17 protein-coding genes are annotated in these 15,676 nt (G+C 54.6%); 6 read left to right on the top strand and 11 right to left on the bottom strand.

The features are described from left to right. The first annotated feature begins 95 nt into the window (after positions 1-95). Entirely contained in the window at positions 96-1,013 is a 918-nt protein-coding gene (locus tag QOT07_RS15820) for a LysR family transcriptional regulator (RefSeq protein ID WP_099064716.1), read from the top strand. A 77-nt stretch (positions 1,014-1,090) separates the two neighbouring features. Here QOT07_RS15820 and QOT07_RS15815 read toward each other — a convergent pair whose 3' ends face one another. Together QOT07_RS15815 and QOT07_RS15810 are read right to left on the bottom strand one after the other, a co-directional pair. Further along, positions 1,091-1,270, bottom strand: coding sequence for a hypothetical protein (locus tag QOT07_RS15815; RefSeq protein WP_012145763.1), 180 nt, complete (start codon positions 1,268-1,270; stop codon positions 1,091-1,093). 96 nt (positions 1,271-1,366) lie between these two features. Further along, positions 1,367-2,476 carry a YbdK family carboxylate-amine ligase gene (locus tag QOT07_RS15810; protein ID WP_099064715.1) on the bottom strand — a complete coding sequence of 370 codons (1,110 nt, stop codon included), beginning with the start codon at positions 2,474-2,476 and terminating at the stop codon, positions 1,367-1,369. 152 nt (positions 2,477-2,628) lie between these two features. On the opposite strand from QOT07_RS15810, the gene QOT07_RS15805 reads away from it, so the two are divergent. From QOT07_RS15805 to arsC, 3 genes are all read left to right on the top strand, one after another. After that, positions 2,629-2,964 (top strand): metalloregulator ArsR/SmtB family transcription factor, encoded by a 336-nt coding sequence (locus tag QOT07_RS15805; RefSeq protein WP_283603510.1) that lies wholly within the window; start codon positions 2,629-2,631, stop codon positions 2,962-2,964. Positions 2,965-3,033: 69 nt separating this feature from the next. Next, positions 3,034-4,317 carry an arsenic transporter gene (locus QOT07_RS15800; protein ID WP_099064713.1) on the top strand — a complete coding sequence of 428 codons (1,284 nt, stop codon included), beginning with the start codon at positions 3,034-3,036 and terminating at the stop codon, positions 4,315-4,317. 23 nt (positions 4,318-4,340) lie between these two features. Beyond that, positions 4,341-4,772, top strand: coding sequence for a glutaredoxin-dependent arsenate reductase (gene arsC / locus QOT07_RS15795; RefSeq protein ID WP_283603509.1), 432 nt, complete (start codon positions 4,341-4,343; stop codon positions 4,770-4,772). Here the strand turns inward: arsC and pcaD are convergent. From pcaD to QOT07_RS15775, 4 genes are read right to left on the bottom strand one after another with little or no spacing between them, the layout of a single operon-like run. After that, positions 4,769-5,539, bottom strand: a complete 771-nt coding sequence (gene pcaD / locus QOT07_RS15790; RefSeq protein WP_283603508.1) for a 3-oxoadipate enol-lactonase — start codon at positions 5,537-5,539, stop codon at positions 4,769-4,771. The genes arsC and pcaD overlap by 4 nt on opposite strands. A 14-nt stretch (positions 5,540-5,553) precedes the next feature. Further along, positions 5,554-6,756, bottom strand: a complete 1,203-nt coding sequence (gene pcaF, locus QOT07_RS15785; protein WP_283603507.1) for a 3-oxoadipyl-CoA thiolase — start codon at positions 6,754-6,756, stop codon at positions 5,554-5,556. Further along, complete coding sequence (locus tag QOT07_RS15780; RefSeq protein ID WP_085117387.1) at positions 6,734-7,414, bottom strand: 3-oxoacid CoA-transferase subunit B; 681 nt, start codon at positions 7,412-7,414, stop codon at positions 6,734-6,736. Before QOT07_RS15780 ends, pcaF begins: the two co-directional genes overlap by 23 nt. 11 nt (positions 7,415-7,425) lie before the next feature. Continuing rightward, positions 7,426-8,112, bottom strand: coding sequence for a 3-oxoacid CoA-transferase subunit A (locus tag QOT07_RS15775; RefSeq protein ID WP_283603506.1), 687 nt, complete (start codon positions 8,110-8,112; stop codon positions 7,426-7,428). A 180-nt stretch (positions 8,113-8,292) separates the two neighbouring features. On the opposite strand from QOT07_RS15775, the gene QOT07_RS15770 reads away from it, so the two are divergent. Next, positions 8,293-9,126 (top strand): IclR family transcriptional regulator domain-containing protein, encoded by an 834-nt coding sequence (locus QOT07_RS15770; RefSeq protein WP_099064707.1) that lies wholly within the window; start codon positions 8,293-8,295, stop codon positions 9,124-9,126. 41 nt (positions 9,127-9,167) lie between these two features. On the opposite strand, the gene QOT07_RS15765 is transcribed toward QOT07_RS15770, so the two are convergent. From QOT07_RS15765 to norV, 3 genes are all read right to left on the bottom strand, one after another. Next, positions 9,168-10,118, bottom strand: coding sequence for a Dyp-type peroxidase (locus QOT07_RS15765; protein WP_262260235.1), 951 nt, complete (start codon positions 10,116-10,118; stop codon positions 9,168-9,170). Positions 10,119-10,240: 122 nt separating this feature from the next. Further along, on the bottom strand, positions 10,241-11,389 hold the full coding sequence (gene norW / locus QOT07_RS15760; protein WP_283603505.1) for an NADH:flavorubredoxin reductase NorW: 1,149 nt from the start codon (positions 11,387-11,389) through the stop codon (positions 10,241-10,243). Further along, positions 11,386-12,915 carry an anaerobic nitric oxide reductase flavorubredoxin gene (gene norV, locus QOT07_RS15755; RefSeq protein WP_283603504.1) on the bottom strand — a complete coding sequence of 510 codons (1,530 nt, stop codon included), beginning with the start codon at positions 12,913-12,915 and terminating at the stop codon, positions 11,386-11,388. The genes norW and norV overlap by 4 nt, the downstream gene beginning before the upstream one ends. Before the next feature lie 161 nt (positions 12,916-13,076). Between norV and norR the strand changes: the two genes are divergently transcribed. After that, positions 13,077-14,600, top strand: a complete 1,524-nt coding sequence (norR, locus tag QOT07_RS15750) for a nitric oxide reductase transcriptional regulator NorR (RefSeq protein WP_283603502.1) — start codon at positions 13,077-13,079, stop codon at positions 14,598-14,600. Between the two features lie 89 nt (positions 14,601-14,689). On the opposite strand, the gene QOT07_RS15745 is transcribed toward norR, so the two are convergent. Together QOT07_RS15745 and QOT07_RS15740 are read right to left on the bottom strand one after the other, a co-directional pair. After that, positions 14,690-14,890 (bottom strand): hypothetical protein, encoded by a 201-nt coding sequence (locus QOT07_RS15745; RefSeq protein WP_283603501.1) that lies wholly within the window; start codon positions 14,888-14,890, stop codon positions 14,690-14,692. Positions 14,891-15,153: 263 nt separating this feature from the next. Further along, positions 15,154-15,519 carry a hypothetical protein gene (locus tag QOT07_RS15740; protein WP_283603500.1) on the bottom strand — a complete coding sequence of 122 codons (366 nt, stop codon included), beginning with the start codon at positions 15,517-15,519 and terminating at the stop codon, positions 15,154-15,156. Between the last annotated feature and the right edge of the window lie 157 nt (positions 15,520-15,676).

Genomic DNA, 15,676 nt, shown 5'->3' with positions numbered 1-15,676 from the left:
TTTTATGTTTAGATGGGCGAACAGGCTATATTGTTTTTTTTTTAAACATAATCCACTAAAATAGAAACTCATTGTTGAGTAAAAGTTGACGATAGATGAATGATAACTTTGCAGCGATCCCGGTGTTTGTGGCAGTAGTGGAATGCGAAAGTTTTTCAGCTGCCGCCCGACGGTTGGGCATTACAAAATCAGCGGTAAGCAAACGAATTTCCCAGTTGGAAAGCTCGCTTGGCGTGCAGTTGTTACAGCGCACGACCCGCAGCCTGAGTCTGACCGAAGCGGGTGAACAGTATTTTGGCTACGCCCGTAATGCCTGTGTGGTGGCGCAAGAGGGGGAAGATGCGGTCACCCGTCTACAGGGACAGCCGCAGGGCAGTCTGCGGATCAGTGTGCCGATGGTGTTTGGCCGTTTGCATGTGGCCCCGTTGATCGCCCATTTTCTGGCGGCTTACCCGGAGGTGGAGATCAATATGATGATGGATGATCAATTGGTCGATTTGGTCGAAGGGGGTTATGACCTGGCGATCCGCATCGGTCGGCTTGCCGATTCAAGCTTGATCGCCCGGCGTATCGCGCCCTGTCACAGCGTATTGTGCGCGGCACCGTCATATTTGGCGCGCTGTGGAACACCGGCAGATCTGGAACAATTGGCCCAGCATAACTGTTTATTTTACAGCTATTTCCGTGGTGGCAGTGAATGGCAGTTTGAGGGGCCGATGGGCGCGGTGCGTTTTCAGCCGCGAGGGAATTACCAGGTGAATAACAGCGAGGCTTTGCGCGCAGCACTGCTTGGCGGTCTGGGAATTTGCCAGATGCCGACCTTCATTGTCGGGGATGATATTGCGCAGGGGCGGTTGGTTGAAGTGTTGTCGGCCTATAGGCTGCCGGAGCATGCTATTTATGCGGTGTACCCGCAGCGAAAATACCTGCCGGCTAAAGTATTGGCCTTCGTCGATTTCCTGCTGGCTCAGCTTGGTGGAGAACGACCTTATTGGGACCTACCGCGTCGGTGATGAAATCCCTCGCCGTTAAGCCGGGAATACGCGGGCCAGATGGCTCGCCACCGGTGAAGCGGGCGGTATTGCGTGCTTCAGAAGCTTTGTACCAACACTTCGCGCGGCTGTTCGCTGCCGTGCTTCAACAAATAGTCGAACGATTTTTCGCTGCTTTTCAACTGCTGCAGAAATTCCTGCGGTGACAGGTCGTGTTTTTTGCCGCTCATATAAGCCAGCGCCAGTTCTTTTGCCTGATAACGTGAGAAGTTGTACATAGTAGCCCTCGTAACGGTGGATTTCAGTGCTAACGATTGTAACCAAAGAGCACATAATGAACAGACGCTTTGGCGTATGGAATCGATAGCTAAAACTTAACTCGCCGGTTGCAATAGCTCGTCGCACAGTCGTTGAATTATCTGCTTTTGCGACAGGCCGTTATCCAGCATCTGCCGAATTCGTTCCGAGTCGTTCACCCCGAGCCTGACATGGCGCTCAATCTTGTCCAGCAAGCTTTGTGTTTCCAGATCGTTAGCGTCAGTGCGTAGCGCTGCCAGTGTGGTCAGCATATGTGAGGTCAGGCTGCTGCGCTTCAACGTGGTGGCGTCGACGTAGTCGGCGTCAAAACCGTTGCGATAGGCATTGATTTTGTTGTAGTTGGTAAAGGCGTAATATTCCGGGGCTATTTCAGTGCGGTGCGACAACAAAAAGCCGGCCAGCAGGCGGCAGTAACCTACCAGCAGCACGGCGTGGGAGATATGCAGTGGCGTATCGCAGATACGGATCTCCACCGTTCCCAGTTCCGGCTTGGGTCGAGCATCCCAATAAATATCCTTGATGCTGTCGATCACGCCGGCGGCACTCAGCCGTTCATAATAGACATTGAACTGTTCCCAATTGTAGATCTGCTCCAGACAGCCATAGTTGGGAAAGGAGTTTTGCGCGCTGAAACGCGAACTGGCAAACAGTGTGTCTACCCCCTGGTAGAGCGGAGAAGAGGCGCTGAGGGCAATAAAATGGGGAAAGTAGGGGGTTAAAGCGTGGCACAGATACATGGCTTCATCGCCGTCATTGACCCCGATATGAATATGTTGACCAAACACGCAGGCCAGCTTGGACAGATAGCCGAAGCGGCTGGCTAATTGCTGATAGCGCTGGGCATCGGTAATGACCTGTTTTCTCCAGTCATTGCTCAGATGGCGGCCACCGCCACAAACGTCACAACCGAAGTTTTGTGCACTAAGGCGGATGCTGGCGGTCAGTTCCCGCAGTTCGTCGTGCAACAGGTCAATATTGGTGTGCACCGAGCTGTTCAGTTCCACCATTGATTTGGTCAATTCATGCTTGATGCGTTTATTGTCGCCAAGATCCGTTACCACCTGATCGGCCTTGTCGGTGAGATCATAGCTCTCAATATCAACCAACTGCAGTTCTATTTCTGTGCCAATGGAGAGTCTTTGCGAGCGTTTGAATGCTAACGGCATAGTTCATCCCTCAGAGAAACAGCGTTGCGGTAATTATAATCCTCCATCGAGACTTTGCTGCTTGCCTGGTTATATTCGATAATTCGAATATGTTTTTTTGACATTCTCTGCAGACGAATTATGATGACGGTCTTGACTCAAGGAGCGCGTGCATGACCTCACTGACACCACTGCAACTGTTTAAAAATTTGTCGGAAGAGACTCGTCTGACGCTGGTGCTTCTGTTGCGCCAGGCGGGGGAGCTGTGCGTTTGTGAGTTGTCCGGGGCGTTGGCCGAGTCACAACCTAAAATTTCCCGTCATCTTGCCATGTTACGTGAAAGCGGCTTGCTGCTTGATCGGCGTGACGGCAAGTGGATCTACTACCGGCTGTCGCCACATATGCCGGCCTGGGCGGCGGCAATTATTGAACAGGCTTACCTTAGTCAACAGCAACAGGTGAACGAGCTGGCGCAACGGGCTGCCGGTAATGGGATTATCTGTCGTTAACGATAAAAAATTTAACCATATATATTCGAAATTTCATATGTGTTTGGCGTGAGCCGCTAAGGAGTTGTGATGGTGCTGGCCGGGGCAATTTTTATCCTGACTCTCATTTTGGTGATCTGGCAACCTAAAGGCCTGGGCATTGGCTGGAGTGCATCCCTTGGGGCGGTGCTGGCGTTGCTGACCGGGGTGGTTCACATCAATGATATTCCACTGGTCTGGCAGATAGTCTGGAACGCTACCGCCACCTTTATTGCCGTGATTGTGATTAGCCTGCTGCTGGATGAGTCCGGTTTCTTTGAGTGGGCGGCGCTGCACATTGCGCGCTGGGGCAAGGGTAAAGGACGCTGGCTGTTCACCTATATTGTGCTGTTAGGGGCTACGGTGGCGGCGTTGTTCGCCAATGACGGCGCGGCGCTGATCCTGACGCCGATTGTGATTGCGATGCTGTTGGCGCTGGGGTTCAGCCCGGGAGCCACCCTGGCATTCGTGATGGCGGCGGGGTTTATTGCCGATACCGCCAGCCTGCCGCTGGTGGTGTCCAACCTGGTAAATATCGTTTCTGCGGATTTCTTCCAACTGGGGTTCACCGAGTATGCGGCGGTGATGGTGCCGGTGAACATAGCCGCCATCGTCGCCACGCTGGGGGTGCTGCATCTGTTCTTCCGTAAAGATATTCCGCAGAGTTATGACCTGACGTTGCTGCGACCGCCTCGTGAGGCAATCCGTGACTTGCCGACCTTTAAAGCCGGTTGGGGCGTATTGGTATTGCTGCTGGTGGGGTTCTTTGGCCTGGAACCGCTCGGCGTGCCGGTCAGCCTGGTCGCCGCCGTTGGCGCGTTGATCCTGTTGGTGGTGGCGAAAAGAGGCCAGGCCATCGACACCGGTAAAGTGCTGCGAGGTGCCCCCTGGCAGATCGTGATTTTCTCACTGGGGATGTATCTGGTGGTCTACGGTCTGCGTAACGCGGGGTTAACCGCCATGCTGGCCGGTGTGCTCAACGATCTGGCCGATCGGGGAATATGGGCGGCCACGCTGGGTACCGGTTTCCTGAGTGCATTTCTGTCTTCTATTATGAACAACATGCCGACGGTGCTGGTAGGGGCCTTGTCAATTGACGGCAGCAACGCCGAGGGCGTGATCAAGCAGGCGATGATTTATGCCAATGTGATAGGCAGCGATCTGGGGCCGAAAATTACCCCAATCGGCAGTCTGGCCACATTGTTATGGCTGCATGTGCTGTCACAGAAAAACATTGTCATCACCTGGGGATATTATTTCCGCGTGGGCATCGTGATGACGATCCCGGTGCTGCTGGTCGCGCTGAGCGCCCTGGCGTTGCGCCTGTCGCTTTAGGCTTAACTCAAGAGAGAACCGTCATGAGCAACTTCAAGATTTACCACAACCCGGCTTGCGGCACGTCGCGCAATACGTTGGCGCTGATCCGCAATAGCGGGGTGGAGCCGGAGGTGATTTTATATCTGGAGACTCCGCCCAGTAGCGAACAACTGGTCAGGCTGATTGCCGACATGGGGATCTCTGTTCGTGCGTTGCTGCGCAAAAATGTCGAGCCTTACGAAACTCTGGGGCTGGCGGATAGGGGCTGGAGCGACGATCAACTGATCGACTTTATGCTGCAGCAACCGATTTTGATTAATCGGCCGATAGTGGTGACACCGCTGGGAACCCGGCTGTGTCGCCCATCAGAAGTGGTGCTGGATATTCTTCCGGATGCGCAGCAGGGCCCGTTCAGTAAAGAAGATGGCGAAGCGGTGATTGATGCGCAGGGGCGGCGGATTACGGCGGATTAATCCTTTATGTGTTTTCCCGTCAGGAACGCGACAACGCTGCGGTTGAAGAGCTCCGGGCAGGCAATGTTGGAAATGTGCGAAGCCGGTAGCCGTAACAGTTCGGCTCGCGGCGCGTTGGCGACCAGAAATTCGGCGTCCGCCACCGTCGTCACCGGATCTTGCTCACCGGCGATCACTCGCATTGGCCGCGTCATGGACGCCACTTCGGCGCGGAGATCGGCCACCGCCAGCGCATTGCAGCAGGCGGCGTAACCTTCGGCGCTGCCCGCTGCCAGCCCGGCGACCAGTGGGGCAACCTGTTCAGGGTATTGCCGCAAAAAGGCTTCGCTGAACCAGCGAGCGGGGGACGCTGCGGCGATCGGTGTCAGCCCTGAGTTGCGCACCTGTTGGGCGCGCTGTTGCCAGCCTTCGGCACTGCCGATGCGCGCGGCGGTATTGGCGACCACCAACCGCTTGATGCGCTGCGGATGGTAGCGGTTGAGCCACAACCCGGTCAGGCCGCCCATCGAAATACCGCAAAAATGAGCGCTTGGCGCGTCCAGATGGTCGAGCAGGGCGATCACATCCTGGCCCAGATCTTCAAGCCGCAGCGGGGTCGCTGGCAGCGGCGTAGCACCGTGTCCGCGCTGGTTATAGCGCAATAGATGAAAGTGTTCGCTCAGCACCGGCAACTGTGCCAGCCACATGTCGAAGGTGGTACCGAGCGAGTTGGACAGCACCAACAAGGGTGCCCCGGCGCGGCCATCAAGGCGATAATCGATATCCATGTTCTTTCCCCGTTTCACACCCGTTCGATAATCAGTGCAATACCCTGGCCGACGCCAATACACATGGTGCATAAGCCGTAGCGGCCACGCGTTTTCTGCAATTGCCAGGCGGCGTTCATCACCAGCCTGCCACCGGATGCGCCCAGTGGATGACCGAGGGCAATGGCGCCGCCATTGGGATTCACCTGAGCGGCGTCGTCACGCAATCCCAGGTCACGGGTCACCGCCAGCGCCTGTGCCGCAAAGGCTTCGTTAAGCTCGATGACGTCCATTTGGTCGAGGCTCAGCCCGGCAATCTTCAACACCTTGCGCACCGCTTCCGCCGGGGCAAAGCCCATGATTGAGGGTTCGATCCCGGTAACGGCGCTGGCGACAATGCGTGCCATCGGTTGCAGCCCGTGGCGAGTCACCCCGAGTTCGCCGGCCAGCAGCAGTGCGCAAGCCCCGTCGTTCAGCCCGGAGGCATTACCGGCCGTCACCGTGCCCTGCGGATCCACCACCGGCTTCAGTTTCGCCAGGGCTTCCAGCGTGGTGGCACGCGGGTGTTCGTCCTGACAGAACCGCAACGGGTCGCCTTTCTTCTGGGCAATGCTGACCTCAATTAGCTGGTCGGCGAAAAAACCGCTTTCCTGCGCGGCGGCGGTGCGCTGCTGGCTGCGCAGGGCAAAGGCATCCTGATCCTGACGGTTAATACTGAACTTTAGGGCGACGTTTTCGGCGGTTTGCGGCATAGACTCCACGCCATACAGCGCTTTCATCTGTGGGTTGATAAACCGCCAGCCCATGGTGGTGTCTTCCAGTTTCATCATTCGACTAAAGGCGCTTTCCGCCTTGCCCATCACGAAGGGTGCCCGAGACATACTCTCGACACCGCCGGCGATCATCAGCTCGCTTTCGCCGGTTTTTATCGCCCGGGCCGCCATCGCCACTGCGTCCAGACTGGAGCCGCACAGGCGGTTGAGGGTGCAACCGGGGATCTGCACCGGCAGCCCGGCCAGCAGCAGCGCCATGCGTGCCACGTTGCGGTTGTCTTCCCCAGCCTGGTTGGCGCAGCCGAACAACACGTCATCCACCGCCGCCCAGTCAAGTTGCGGATGTCGCGCCTGCAGCGCTTTCAGCGGCAGGGCGGCCAGATCGTCGGCGCGGACACTGGCCAGGCTGCCGTTCAGTCGGCCAAAAGGCGTGCGGACGGCATCACAAAGGTAGGCGGGATTCATGCGGCTGTTCTCCGTGTTGAAGGACAAAGGTCAGTTCGACCGGGGTGACTTCCTGTAATTGCTGTGGGGTCAACCCGCCGAATATTTCGCGCACCACCAGGCCCTGTGGGGTGACGTCCATCACCGCCAGATCGCTGTAAATACGATCAATACAGCCGACGCCGGTCAGGGGGTAAGTGCAATGGCGGACAATTTTACATTCGCCTTTTTTGGTCAGGTGTTCGGTCATCACAAACACCTGACGGGCGCCGATTGCCAAATCCATCGCGCCGCCAACCGCCGGGATCGCCCCCGGTGCGCCGGTGCTCCAGTTAGCCAGGTCACCGCGTTCGGAGACCTGATAAGCGCCGAGCACGCAGATATCCAGGTGGCCGCCGCGCATCATGGCAAAGGAGTCGCCGTGGTGGAAAAAGCAGCCGCCTTTTAGCAGGGTCACCGGCTGTTTACCGGCGTTGATCAGTTCGGGATCTTCCTGGCCGGCCGCCGGTGCCGGGCCCATGCCGAGAATGCCGTTCTCGCTGTGCAGGAAGATCTCTTTATCCGCCGGCAGGTAGTTGGCGATCTGGGTTGGAATACCGATACCCAGATTGACGTAGGCACCTTCCGGAATGTCGCGCGCAATGCGCTCGGCCAACTGCTGATGAGTGAGTTTGGTCATAGGTGCGTTCCTTAAGCCGACAGTGGCGCTGAGTGATCGGGCGCGGTCACCAGACGTTGCACGAAGATCCCCGGCGTAATGATATTTTCAGGATCCAGCTCCCCCAGCGGCACCATAAGATTAACCTCGGCAAGGGTGCAGGCGGCCGCCATAGCCATGATCGGCCCGAAGTTACGCCCGGTTTTGTTGTACAACAGGTTGCCCCAGCGATCGCCTTTGTCGGCCTTGATCAGTGCGAAGTCAGCTTTTAGCGGCAGCTCGAACACATAGTGTTTGCCGTCGATCTCGCGAGTCTCTTTGCTTTGTGCCAGTTCGGTGCCGTAGCCGGTTGGGGTGTAAAAACCGCCAAGACCGGAACCGGCGGCCTGGATCCGTGCCGCCAGATTACCCTGCGGGATCAGCTCCAACTCCAGTTCGCAACGGCGGTACAAATCGTCAAATACCCAGGAGTCCGACTGGCGCGGGAAGGAACAGACGACTTTGCTCACACAACCGGCCTTCAGCAGCGCCGCTAACCCAAAATCCCCGTTGCCCGCGTTGTTGCTGATCAGCGTTAACCCGCGGGGCCGGTGGCGGATCAGGGCGTCCAGCAGGGCATAGGGCTGACCGGCGGGGCCAAAGCCGCCGACCATAATGGTCGCGCCGTCAGGGATATCAGCGACGGCGGCGTCTGCGGATGCCACACTCTTATCGATCATTTGCTCTCCTCGGCACGCTGCGAAGCTGTCAGCGCTGCAGTAATGGGTCTTGAATCAATTTATGGGATGAAAATTCAAGCAGCAAGTGCGAATATCAGCATGTTGTGCGATTATCGAAGCGTTAATCATTTGGCTGTTAATTCTGTGATGCAGATAACTCTATGTGAGTCGGAGGTCAGGATGGGTGATGTATCTGAGTTTGGTGCTGGGGAGTTGCGTCGGCTGCAGGAGATCGGGGATTTAAGCAACGATCAGTATAAGGGCGACCCCAATTTTATGGCGTCGTTGGCCAGAGGACTGGAGGTGCTACAGGCCTTCCAGCCACAGTATTCTCAAATGTCGGTTTCTGAAATCAGCCAAATTACCGGTATTCCGCGTGCGGCAGTGCGTCGCTGCCTGTACACCCTGCGTGCGCTGGGGTTTGTGCATTGCCCTGACGGCCGCCATTACCGGCTGCTGCCGCGAGTGCTGACTATTGGACATGCCTATCTTTCTTCTTCCGAGCTGGCGAAAGCGGCGCAGAACTCGCTGGATTATCTCAGTAAGCTGCTGAACGAATCCTGCTCGGTGGCGACGCTGGACGGTGACAACATCCTGTATATCGCCCGCGCCTCGGTGAAGCGTATCATGACGATTGATCTGGGACGCGGCAGTCGTCTGCCGGCCTACGCCACCTCTATGGGGTTGGTGTTGCTCAGTGCGCTGGATGAAGAACAGTTGGACGATTATCTGTCACGGGTGAGTTTCGCACCGCTGACCGAATTCACCGTGACCAGTGCCGATCAATTGCGTGAACAACTGGCCAAGGTGCGGCGGCAAGGGTACGCCATCAACGATCAACAGTTGGAAATTGGCCTGCGTTCCATCGCGGTGCCGATGCATTCACGCAAGGGCGGTGTGGTGGCGGCGATGAACGTGGGCGTCAATGCCTCGCAAATTTCGGCGGCGGAATTGCGCGAACGGGTGCTGCCACGGCTGCAGCGCACGGCGATGGAGTTGGCGCTGCTGCTGTAGTTATCGTGCAAGAGTTATCGTGCAAGAGTTATGTGCAAGTCTCAGGTATTACGATCGGCCAGTTCTTCCAGCAAAGTCGCCGAAGGGGCAAAGAACAGGCTACCGGTGACCGCACGGCTGAAATCCAGCAGGCGATCGTAATTGCCGGCCGGTCGACCAATGAACATGTTTTCCAGCATTTGCTCGATCGGTTGGGGAGCGCGCGCGTAACCAATAAAGTAGGTGCCAAACTCGCCCATGCCGGGTTTGCCAAATGGCATGTTGTCGCGCAGGATTTTGACTTCATCGCCATGCTCATCCACCAGCGTGGTCAACGAACTGTGGGATGACGAAGGTTTCACGTCTTCATCCAGTTCAATATTGGATTGCTTGTGGCGGCCAATAATGCCCTCCTGCGTTTCGACGGGCAGGGCATTCCAGCCTTTCATATCATGCAGATATTTCTGCACCAGCACGTAACTGCCGCCGGAAAACGCGCCATCTTCATCACCGATCACCGTGTAGTTGACTGCGTCATTTCCCTCCGGGTTTTCGGTGCCGTCGACAAAGCCAATCATCGCGCGCTGGTCGAAGTAACGGAAGCCGTGCACTTCCTCAATCACCGTCACGGCGTCGCCGAGCTTGTTCATTAACTGGGTGGCCAGTTCGAAGCACAGATCCATCTCGTCGGCGCGGATATGCAACAGGATGTCGCCGGGGGTTGAGACAGCCACGCGGTCGCCGGAGCCTATTGCGCCAAAGGGATGAAGTTGTGCCGGACGGGGTTGGCCGAATAACCGATCCCAGGCCATTGAGCCAAATCCGCAGACGCAGGACAAGTTTCCTGCCGGGGCTCTTTTGCCGACGGAACGGATCACACCGCTGATATCAGCGCACCAGCCACGCACCGTTGCGAGCTGTGCAGGGGCGGGTGACAAGGTAGCAACCAGGAAAATAGCGTGGCGCGTAACAGGGCTGGAAACAGCTTGTGGTAGGGGGGAATTGATAGTCATAGCATCCAGTGCCGGAGTAAGTCAGAGCTTAAAACTAATCTATTTTAAGGGCTACGCCAACTGATTAACCCCAGTTGGCGTAGGGCATCGTTAAATGCTCAGAGTGTGCAGGTGGGTCATCATCAACTTTCTGCTGTCAGGGCGTTTAATTCTTTCAGTAAGCCGAAGGCCAGTTTCATATGGTCTTCGCTAACGATAAACGCGCGCAACTGTTGTTGCCGATCAAAACCTTTGGCAATCATGCCCTGTTGTTCGGCGACAATGTTCCAGCTCAAATCCTGACGATGGGTTTCCCCTGCCAGGTGCAGCGGCAGGCTGGGGGTTTTCACCTTGACCAGCATGGCCGGCAGCTTCACGCCTTCCTCGGCACCCAGCAGATTTTTCGCCAGGGCCATGGCGCTAAACTGTATCGGCTGGAGGAATGGCAGCAGTTGGCCATCAATCTCTGCGCAATCGCCGAGGGCGTACACATCGATCTGCGAGGTCTGTAAGCGATTATTCACCCGGATGCCGCGATCCACCTGCAGATTAGCCTGGCGCGCCAGCCCAACGTTCGGGCGCAGTCCGACCGACGCGATCGCCGCATCAACCGATAATTGACGTCCATTCCCCAGCGTTGCCTGTATGCCACCGTCTTGTTGTATCAAGGCGCTCAGTTGCTGGTTGAGCAGCACTTCGACACCCATCTGTTGCAGACAATGGTGCAAACGGCTGCTGGCTTCAATCGGCATCAGTGCCGACAGCAGGCTGCCGGATCTGTCCACCAGGGTGACCTGTTTACCGGCCCGGCACATGTCCATCGCCAATTCACACCCGATCAGGCCGCCGCCCAGGATCAGCACTCGCTGCGCCTGAAGCAGTGTCAATTCGCCGTCGCGATATTCCTGCTGGCTGTTGAGCGTCAGCATCAGTTCATTGCCGGTCACCGGCGGTACGATAGCCGAAGCACCGACCGCCAAAACCAGTTTGTCGTACTGCCAGCTTTGCTCGCCGCTGCACACCCTTTTATGCTGAGTATCAATATCCGTGATCCGCGTGTTTGGGTGTAACGTCAGTTGGAACTGTTCGGCAAAGCTGCCGCAGGTTTGCCGCGTTAAGGCATCTGCAGTTTGATTCTGGCTGATCACATGGCTCAGCTCAGGTTTGTTATATTCATCACAGCTGTCGGCGGCAATCAGGCGGATCGGAACCTCGCTATTGAGCCTGCGCAGATTTTTTACCAGCTGTCGGGCGGCAAAGCCGGAGCCAACGATCAGAATGCCAGGGTTCATTTTGCCTCCGAAGCGAGGGGATCGAACACGTCTTTGCCCATTGCGCATTCCGGGCACAGGAAATCATCCGGCACATCTTGCCAGCAGGTTCCGGGGGCCACATCTTGCATGGGTTCGCCCAACGTTGGATCGTAGATCCACAGGCAGACGCTGCATTGCATGCGCGGCCCGAGATCGGCATCGGCGTTGGTATCGGTATCGACATTGGCGCAGGGTACTTCAGACTGTGGTTGTGGTTGTGGTTGTGGTTGTGGCTGTGGCTGTGGTTGTGGCTGTGGCTGAGCGACGGCAGCTGCAGGCGCTGGGGCTGCCGTCGTCAAAGGCAAGGAGGTTAAAGCCCATTGACGAGCGATATCCCGACCATGTTGACGGCAGACTGCCAGCATATCGCCATCGGGACGCCATTTGGCTTTCAATGCCAGCGTGGTTTCAAAACCACAGTCCATCAAACGGGTTTGAATACGGTCTACCGCGCCACCGTTCCAGCCGTAGCTGCCGAAGGCCGAGGCTTTCTTATTGCGAAAACGCAGCCCGGTGATCTCTTCCAACAGCCCGGCAACTTTTGGCATCATCACATTATTCATGGTCGACGAACCCACCAATACGCCTTTGGAACGGAACACGTTAGTCAGGATTTCGTTTTTGTCATGACGCGCCACGTTAAAAATCTTCACCGCCACCCGCGGATCAACTTCGTTGATGCCCTGTGCAATAGCGTCCGCCATCATGCGGGTGTTGTTGGACATGGTGTCGTAAAAAATGGTGATGCGATCTTCCTGATAATCCGCCGCCCACTCTAAATAGCGCTGCACAATTTGCGTCGGATTATCGCGCCATACCACGCCGTGTGAGGTGGCAATCATGTCTACCGGCAGGTTGAAACCGAGGATCTCGTTGATTTTTGGTGTCACCAGCCGGCTGAACGGGGTCAGGATATTGGCGTAGTAACGCTGACATTGTTCAAACAATTCATTTTGATCAACCTCATCATTAAACAGATGCTCATCGCAGTAATGCTGGCCAAAGGCGTCATTACTGAACAGCACGGCATCGCCAGTCATGTAGGTCATCATACTGTCCGGCCAGTGCAGCATCGGCGTTTCAACGAAGATCAGCTGTTTACCATTACCGATATCCAGGCTGTCACCGGTGTGGACTACGTGGAAGTTCCACTCTGGGTGATGATGGTGACCGTTGATTGAATCAATGCCATTTTCGGTACAGTAGATAGGCGTTCCCGGGATTTGCGCCATCAACTCGGTCAGCGCCCCGGCGTGATCTTCTTCTGCGTGATTGATGATGATGTAATCCAGCGTTTTGAGATCAATTTCCGCTGACAGATTCTGTACAAACTCACGGCTAAACTTATGGTCCACCGTGTCGATCAACACGGTTTTCTCTTCACGGATCAGATAGCTGTTATAGCTGCTGCCCTTCAAGGTTTTGTATTCTGTCCCATGAAAATTACGCACTTCCCAGTCACGTTGACCGACCCACTGGATATTATTTTTCACCTGAATTGCCATGCTCATTACCTTATTGTCGTTTACTGGGTTTCGATACTTGTAATTAGCAAACAGCGTGCCAGTTTTTATATTGTTGTTTTTTATGTGATAATTATTTATTGATGTCATTCTGACATAGGCGTAACATTGTCCATATGACAATTAAGTGTCGGAATGACATTATGACCCTCTCCATACAGTCCCTTGCCACCATCGCTATCGAATTACAAAGCGGCCTGACACAAGGCGACCGCTTTCAACGCCTGATCAACAGTTTGCGCCGCCTGCTGCGCTGTGATGCTTCGGCCTTACTGCGCTTTGAAGGGCAGCAGTTCCGCCCATTGGCGATTGACGGTTTGGTTCAGGATGTTCTGGGGCGACGCTTTGCGCTGGATGCCCATCCGCGCCTGGAAGCGATTGCCCGCGCCGGTGACGTGGTGCGTTTCCCCGCGGATAGCGATTTACCGGACCCCTACGATGGTTTGATCCCCGGCCATGACCAACTTAAGGTTCATGCCTGCATTGGACTGCCCTTGTTTGCCGAACAGGATTTAATCGGTGCGTTGACTTTTGACAGTCTGGACCCGCTGCAATTTGATCGCTTCAGCGATGAAGAACTACGGTTAATCAGTGCATTAGCGGCGGGGGCGCTAAACAATGCGTTATTGGTTGAAGCCTTGGAGAGGCAGGCGTTGTCTCCGCTGGCATCGCAAGGGGTAAGCACGCCTAGAGAAAATGATGAGATCATCGGACTTTCGCCGGTTATGCAGCAACTTAAGCAGGAAATCAGCATCGTTGCCGGTTCCGAACTCAACGTTTTGATCACCGGAGAGACCGGGGTAGGTAAAGAGCTGGTGGTGCGGGCGATCCATCAGGGATCGGCGCGGGCTGCCAACCCGCTGGTCTACCTTAACTGCGCCGCTCTGCCGGAAAGCGTGGCGGAAAGCGAACTGTTCGGCCACGTCAAAGGGGCATTTACCGGTGCCATTCAGCACCGCGCCGGCAAATTTGAAATGGCGGACAATGGCACTCTGTTTCTCGATGAGATTGGTGAGCTTTCACTGTCGCTGCAGGCCAAGCTGTTGCGGGTGATCCAATACGGCGATCTCCAGCGAGTGGGGGATGATCGGGTCAAGCGCGTTAATGTACGAATTTTAGCGGCCACTAATCGTAATCTCAAACAGGCGGCGGTTGATGGGGCATTCCGGCTGGATTTATACCATCGGCTGAGCGTGTTTCCGCTGTTCGTGCCACCGTTGCGCGAGCGAGCCAGCGACATTGCCCTGCTGGCGGGATACTTTTGCGAACGTTGCCGCATCAAGCTGGGTTTGGTGCAGTTAACGCTTTGCGCAGAAGCATTATTCACGCTCGAGCAGTATTCATGGCCGGGGAATATTCGCGAACTGGAACATGTCATCTATCGGGCGGCGATTTTAGCTCGCGCGGAGCAAAACAGCAGCGAGCTACAACTGTTGCCGGCGCATTTCACTATAAAGGCCGGCTCTTTGCCGACCGGGATCAGCGATGAAGCACTGCCAGAGACAGCTATTGAGGCGGATCTCGCGACGATGACGCAACATTTCCAGCGCAGCGTGATTGAGAAAACCTTGGCGCAATGTGAGATGAACTGGGCGGCGACCGCACGTAAATTGAACCTGGACAGCGGTAACTTGCATCGATTGGCCAAGCGATTGAATATTAAATAAGTGTGCCTTTGTGATGACATCTATTAATTTATTTATTCAGCATAAAAATAAACTGCCCGCGTATATTCTCATATGTGGGGCGGTTTTATCTATGTTTTTTTGAAAATCACACAGATGATTTTGTATATAAAAACAATAATGGAAAGTGAAAAGAACATGGCAACGATAAGTTTTGATATTTTTTCTGGCGCAGTGTAAAGATAATCAACGCCGATGCCTGCACCCGCTAATAAAATAGAGGATAAAACCATCCCAATTAAAACTGATATTGTCCAGTATGTTCTTTTCATGCTGAAGACTTTGTAAAAATATCGAATAATTTAAAAAATAACGAAATGAAAAAAGAGAAGGTGGCAATGATAATGACTAATTGAGACATACCTGCCGGCGCGGCCAAGCCTGAACCAGGATTAAGCACTCCAGCACCGCTAAGAAAAGGGCTGCTGGAAACTATAGCTAAAAGTATAAGTAACGGCCTAATTTTCTTTGTCATATATAATGCGGCTCTAATATATAGAGCGGTAATAATAAACTACCGCCTATGATTTTTAGTCTAGATACGGCACGAGCCACCAATTGAACCATTACAATTAGAGCTTTTATTTCCGGTATTGCTATTATTATCACCATTAGAACCTTTGTTCGTGAAGCACCCACCAGCAAGTGATCCACCAATAAGTCCTAATCCGAGACCAAGCGGTCCGCCAGCAGCTCCTGCAATCATGCCGCCGATAATGCCAGCACTACAGTTTGTTGTCTCCTGACTCTGTTTCTTATAATAACCACCATTATCAGCCTTGCCACTGGTGTTGCTGGTTCTGCCTCTGTTTCTGCCGCCATTATCTACACGGTCGCCGCCATTATTGCCACGGCCACCGGCGATCGAGTCTAACAAGGCTACATCAATTGTTTTCATCATCAACTCCATTTGAATGTATAATTTATTGTTATATTCATCTTTGAATGGGACGGTTAGTTTTTAACTCACAACTATTTTTATATCAAGAGTTATTTTATCTGACAGATAAAAAATTTTTAATTAATTAGTGATTGCACTAAATTGTATAATTAAATGA

Origin of the sequence: Serratia proteamaculans (assembly GCF_949794035.1) — a bacterium.
Classification (GTDB): Bacteria; Pseudomonadota; Gammaproteobacteria; order Enterobacterales; family Enterobacteriaceae; genus Serratia; species Serratia proteamaculans.
This window is presented reverse-complemented; position numbering and strand designations above follow the sequence as displayed.

Excerpts from the sequence above, each read along its gene's own strand:
- QOT07_RS15820 (WP_099064716.1), top strand. The coding sequence starts at position 96 with ATGAATGATAACTTTGCAGCGATCCCGGTGTTTGTGGCAGTAGTGGAA.
- QOT07_RS15815 (WP_012145763.1), bottom strand. The coding sequence starts at position 1,270 with ATGTACAACTTCTCACGTTATCAGGCAAAAGAACTGGCGCTGGCTTAT.
- QOT07_RS15810 (WP_099064715.1), bottom strand. The coding sequence starts at position 2,476 with ATGCCGTTAGCATTCAAACGCTCGCAAAGACTCTCCATTGGCACAGAA.
- QOT07_RS15805 (WP_283603510.1), top strand. The coding sequence starts at position 2,629 with ATGACCTCACTGACACCACTGCAACTGTTTAAAAATTTGTCGGAAGAG.
- QOT07_RS15800 (WP_099064713.1), top strand. The coding sequence starts at position 3,034 with ATGGTGCTGGCCGGGGCAATTTTTATCCTGACTCTCATTTTGGTGATC.
- arsC (WP_283603509.1), top strand. The coding sequence starts at position 4,341 with ATGAGCAACTTCAAGATTTACCACAACCCGGCTTGCGGCACGTCGCGC.
- pcaD (WP_283603508.1), bottom strand. The coding sequence starts at position 5,539 with ATGGATATCGATTATCGCCTTGATGGCCGCGCCGGGGCACCCTTGTTG.
- pcaF (WP_283603507.1), bottom strand. The coding sequence starts at position 6,756 with ATGAATCCCGCCTACCTTTGTGATGCCGTCCGCACGCCTTTTGGCCGA.
- QOT07_RS15780 (WP_085117387.1), bottom strand. The coding sequence starts at position 7,414 with ATGACCAAACTCACTCATCAGCAGTTGGCCGAGCGCATTGCGCGCGAC.
- QOT07_RS15775 (WP_283603506.1), bottom strand. The coding sequence starts at position 8,112 with ATGATCGATAAGAGTGTGGCATCCGCAGACGCCGCCGTCGCTGATATC.
- QOT07_RS15770 (WP_099064707.1), top strand. The coding sequence starts at position 8,293 with ATGGGTGATGTATCTGAGTTTGGTGCTGGGGAGTTGCGTCGGCTGCAG.
- QOT07_RS15765 (WP_262260235.1), bottom strand. The coding sequence starts at position 10,118 with ATGACTATCAATTCCCCCCTACCACAAGCTGTTTCCAGCCCTGTTACG.
- norW (WP_283603505.1), bottom strand. The coding sequence starts at position 11,389 with ATGAACCCTGGCATTCTGATCGTTGGCTCCGGCTTTGCCGCCCGACAG.
- norV (WP_283603504.1), bottom strand. The coding sequence starts at position 12,915 with ATGGCAATTCAGGTGAAAAATAATATCCAGTGGGTCGGTCAACGTGAC.
- norR (WP_283603502.1), top strand. The coding sequence starts at position 13,077 with ATGACCCTCTCCATACAGTCCCTTGCCACCATCGCTATCGAATTACAA.
- QOT07_RS15745 (WP_283603501.1), bottom strand. The coding sequence starts at position 14,890 with ATGAAAAGAACATACTGGACAATATCAGTTTTAATTGGGATGGTTTTA.
- QOT07_RS15740 (WP_283603500.1), bottom strand. The coding sequence starts at position 15,519 with ATGATGAAAACAATTGATGTAGCCTTGTTAGACTCGATCGCCGGTGGC.